This window comes from Candidatus Dormiibacterota bacterium (assembly GCA_036495095.1).
Taxonomy (GTDB): domain Bacteria; phylum Chloroflexota; class Dormibacteria; order Aeolococcales; family Aeolococcaceae; genus CF-96.
Genome location: DASXNK010000177.1, coordinates 1 through 3,452, shown reverse-complemented (window position 1 = coordinate 3,452; position 3,452 = coordinate 1). Strand labels below are relative to the sequence as shown.

Sequence of the window (3,452 nt, the reverse complement as noted above, 5' to 3'; positions counted from 1 at the left end):
TGGGCCAAGCAGGGCCACATCTACCTCGACCCGCGCCTCGGCGAGGCGATCGTCGACGCCCTGGTCTTCCCCGACAACGTCGACCGCCAAGCCTCCGAGGAGCGCCTGCTCACCCTGCTCGCCGACGGCCTCACCGACCGCGACATCGCCCGCATCCTCAGCAAGCCGCAGGCCACCGTGAGCCGCGACATCTCCCTGCTGCTGAAGAGAATGGGGGTGACCAGCCGCGCCGCCGCGGTGAGCGCGGCGCTGCGCCGGGGCCTGCTCGTCTGACCCCCGGAGACAGGAGCGGTCCGGACCCGGCGAATCCGGGTCCGGACCGTCCGTGTCAGTCTCTCTAGGCGGCGCCGACCGGGATCTTCTCGCAGAGCTCGGTGTACCGCGGGAACACCCGCTTCGCCAGGGGAACCATCTTCAGGATCTTGGGGATCGGTCCCTTGGCGCGCATGTCGCCCTTGGCGAGCGCCGCGGCGATGTTCACCTTGCCCAGCCAGAACCTGTGCGCCACGTCGGCCTTCATGAACATCTCGACGTTCGGTGCCGGCGCCGAGTCGTCGTCGAAGTACACCTTCGAGTTGGCGAAGTCCGCGGTCATGCTGCAGGCGGGCTCGGTGTAGTGGAGCTTGAGCACGACGCCGGACTCGGCGAACTTCGGCCCCAGCTCGGGGTCGGAGGTCGCCTCCCGGAAGATCTGCCCGATGTGGGCGTCGACGTCGGCTGCGTCCTTGAAAACCGCCATGTGTCTCCTCCTGGCTCCTGCTGTCAGTCGAGGCCGACCCAGACCGTCTTGGTCTGGGTGTAGGCGTTCAGCCCCTCCTCGCCCAGGTCGCGGCCGAAGCCGGACTGCTTGTAGCCGCCGAAGGGGGCCGCTGGGTCGAGCATGTTGTACGCATTGATCCACACCAGGCCGGCCTGCAGCGCGTGGGCGATCCGGTGGGCCTTGGAGATGTCGCGGGTCCAGATGCCCGCGGCCAGCCCGTAGGTGCTGTCGTTGGCGCGGCGCACCACCTCGTCGATGTCGTCGAAGGACATCACCGACAGCACCGGCCCGAAGATCTCCTCGCGGGCGACGGTCATGTCGTCGCTCACGCCGGTGAGCAGGGTGGGCTGGTAGAAGTAGCCGCCGGCGAGGTCGCCGCCGGGCACGCCGCCGCCGGTGCGGCAGCTGGCCCCCGCCCGGACGCCCTCCTCGACGTAGCCGGCGACGCGCCGCTGCTGCACCTCCGACACCAGCGGGCCCATCGTCGTGTCGGCGTCGAGCCCGTGCCCGAGCACGACCTCCTCGGCCTCGGCGGCGAGCCGCTCGACGACCTCGTCGTGGACGCTGCGCTCGACGTACAGCCGCGACCCGGCGCAGCAGACCTGGCCCTGGTTCACGAAGATCGCGGTGAAGGCGCCCTGCACGGCGTCGTCGAGGTTGGCGTCGGCGAGCACGATGTTCGGGCTCTTGCCGCCGAGCTCGAGGTGCACGGGGTGGAGGGTGCTCACCGAGGCCTGGAGGATGCGGCGGCCGGTGGCGGTGCTGCCGGTGAAGCTCACCGTGTCGATCCCCGGGTGCTCGGCCACCGCCTGCCCCGCCTCATGTCCGAGGCCGGTGACGATGTTCAGCACACCGTCGGGGAAGCCCGCCTCCGCGAACAGCTCGCCGAGCCGCAGCGAGCTGAGCGAGGTGTTCTCCGCGGGCTTGAGCACGATGGTGTTGCCCGCCGCCAGCGCCGGGCCCAGCTTCCATGCGGTGAGCAGGAAGGGGAAGTTCCAGGGGACGATGCAGCCGACCACGCCGTACGGCTCGCGGCGCGTGTACGCGAAGGCGGAGCCCACCACCGGCGAGACCGGCAGGGTCTGGCCGGTGATCTTCGTCGCCCACCCGCCGTAGTAGCGGTAGACCTCGCTGGTCACCGCCATGTCGATGTACTGCGACTCGGTGAGCGGCTTGCCCACGTCGAGGGTCTCGATGGTGGCCAGCTCCTCGGCGTTCTCGTCGATGAGGTCGGCGAGGCGGAGCAGGCAGCGGCCGCGGGCGGCGGGGGAGAGGTGGCGCCAGCTGTCCTCGAACGCCGTGCGGGCGGCGCGGACGGCGCGGTCGACGTCGGCGGCGGTGCCGGCGGGCAGGGTGGCGAGCACCTCGCCGGTGGCGGGGTCGACGGTGTCGAAGGTGGCGTCGGTCTGGGCGTCGACCCAGGCGCCGCCGATCAGCAGCCTGCGTGGCAGCCGGTCGACCAGCGCGACCTCGGGTCGGCGTGGCCGGGTGTCGATCGCCATTGCTGCCTCCTCACGGCCCGGACTGCTGTCGATGCACCCGGTACGGTATGGCGCCGCGGGTGGCGGAGCCATCCCCACTCTCCGACCCGGGTGTGTGAACGGGGGAGATCGTGGCCACGGCGCGGCGGCGGCTCCCCCCCTTTCCCGCAACCGGACGGAGAGTCGCGGGACGTGGATTCGCGATTCCGGGGCGCATACTGATGCCGCAGCACACTCGGTCGACGGTGTCGCGCGACGTCCCCGCGCGGCCGCGCTGAGCGGGGCGCCGGGCGCCCCCGCTGCCCTCCCCTCGATGGGGTCAGCGGGGAGGGCCGGAAGCGTCCTCGCGCAGCCGCAGCGCCCAGACCACCAGCGGCACCTGCAGGGGCAGCCGCAGCCACGCCACCACCGCACTGTTGACCGGGAACGAGCCGCCCCCGAGGCCGCCGTCGACCGCCATCTGCACGTTGGCGGGGAACACCGCCACCAGCAGCGCGGCGGTCGCGTACGCCCCCAGCCGCCGGGTCGCCGGCACCAGCAGCAGCGCGGCGCAGGCGAGCTCGCAGATCCCGCTGACCGCCACCACCGTGTCGGCATGGCCGAGCACCCGCGGCACGATCCGCCGGTAGAAGCCCGGAGCCACGAGGTGCAGGGTGCCCGACCCTGCCATCAGCCCGGCGATGCCCAGCAGGGTCGGCCGATGGCGGGTCCGGAGCATGGCCGGCAGTCTAGAGCGCGGCGCCCGGCGCCGGCGGGTCAGGACCCGGGTGCGGCGTACAGGTCGCAGCGGGTCGGCACCGCGCTGATGATCACCGGTTCCTGCACCGGCTTCGGCAGCGCCGTGACCGTCTCGACCGAGGTGTCGCCGCCGGTGATGGCGTCGCCCTCGTAGCAGACCGCGGTGAGGGTGATGCTCGACACCGTCACCCCGGGCGCCGCGGTCAGCGTCCCCGCCGCGGTGCCGTAGCCGGGGCCGGGCCGGCAGGTGCCGCAGGTGTAGGTGGTGCCGGTCACGGTCAGCGGGGCGACCGCGGCGGCCGGGGTCCACTGGGCGCCGAGCACGGTCGCGGTGGCGCGCAACCCGCTCCCCGACTGCTCGACGCGCGCCGCGATCCCCATCGTCTGGCCGGGGGCGATGAAGGGGATGGTGGCGTCCGCGCCCCCCACCGGCCTCCCGGCCGAGTCGAGCACGGCGAAGCGCACCTGCACCG

The 3,452-nt window shown here is 72.7% G+C and carries 5 protein-coding genes; 1 reads left to right on the top strand and 4 read right to left on the bottom strand.

The genetic code is table 11. The annotated features are described in order from the left end of the window. The coding region (locus tag VGL20_17690; GenBank protein ID HEY2705518.1) for a LuxR C-terminal-related transcriptional regulator at positions 1 to 273 on the top strand (273 nt) is incomplete at its 5' end. A 64-nt stretch (positions 274 to 337) separates the two neighbouring features. Here VGL20_17690 and VGL20_17685 read toward each other — a convergent pair. The 4 genes from VGL20_17685 to VGL20_17670 form a co-directional block, all read right to left on the bottom strand. Beyond that, positions 338 to 739, bottom strand: coding sequence for an SCP2 sterol-binding domain-containing protein (locus tag VGL20_17685; protein ID HEY2705517.1), 402 nt, complete (start codon positions 737 to 739; stop codon positions 338 to 340). A gap of 23 nt (positions 740 to 762) precedes the next feature. Continuing rightward, positions 763 to 2,262, bottom strand: coding sequence for an aldehyde dehydrogenase family protein (locus tag VGL20_17680; protein HEY2705516.1), 1,500 nt, complete (start codon positions 2,260 to 2,262; stop codon positions 763 to 765). Between the two features lie 298 nt (positions 2,263 to 2,560). Next, positions 2,561 to 2,959, bottom strand: coding sequence for a hypothetical protein (locus tag VGL20_17675; protein HEY2705515.1), 399 nt, complete (start codon positions 2,957 to 2,959; stop codon positions 2,561 to 2,563). 38 nt (positions 2,960 to 2,997) lie between these two features. Beyond that, positions 2,998 to 3,452, bottom strand: a 455-nt coding sequence (locus VGL20_17670; GenBank protein ID HEY2705514.1) for a hypothetical protein, incomplete at its 5' end; no start/stop codon positions are given.

Coding starts and splice junctions, on each gene's coding strand:
- VGL20_17685 (HEY2705517.1), bottom strand. CDS start 739: ATGGCGGTTTTCAAGGACGCAGCCGACGTCGACGCCCACATCGGGCAG.
- VGL20_17680 (HEY2705516.1), bottom strand. CDS start 2,262: ATGGCGATCGACACCCGGCCACGCCGACCCGAGGTCGCGCTGGTCGAC.
- VGL20_17675 (HEY2705515.1), bottom strand. CDS start 2,959: ATGCTCCGGACCCGCCATCGGCCGACCCTGCTGGGCATCGCCGGGCTG.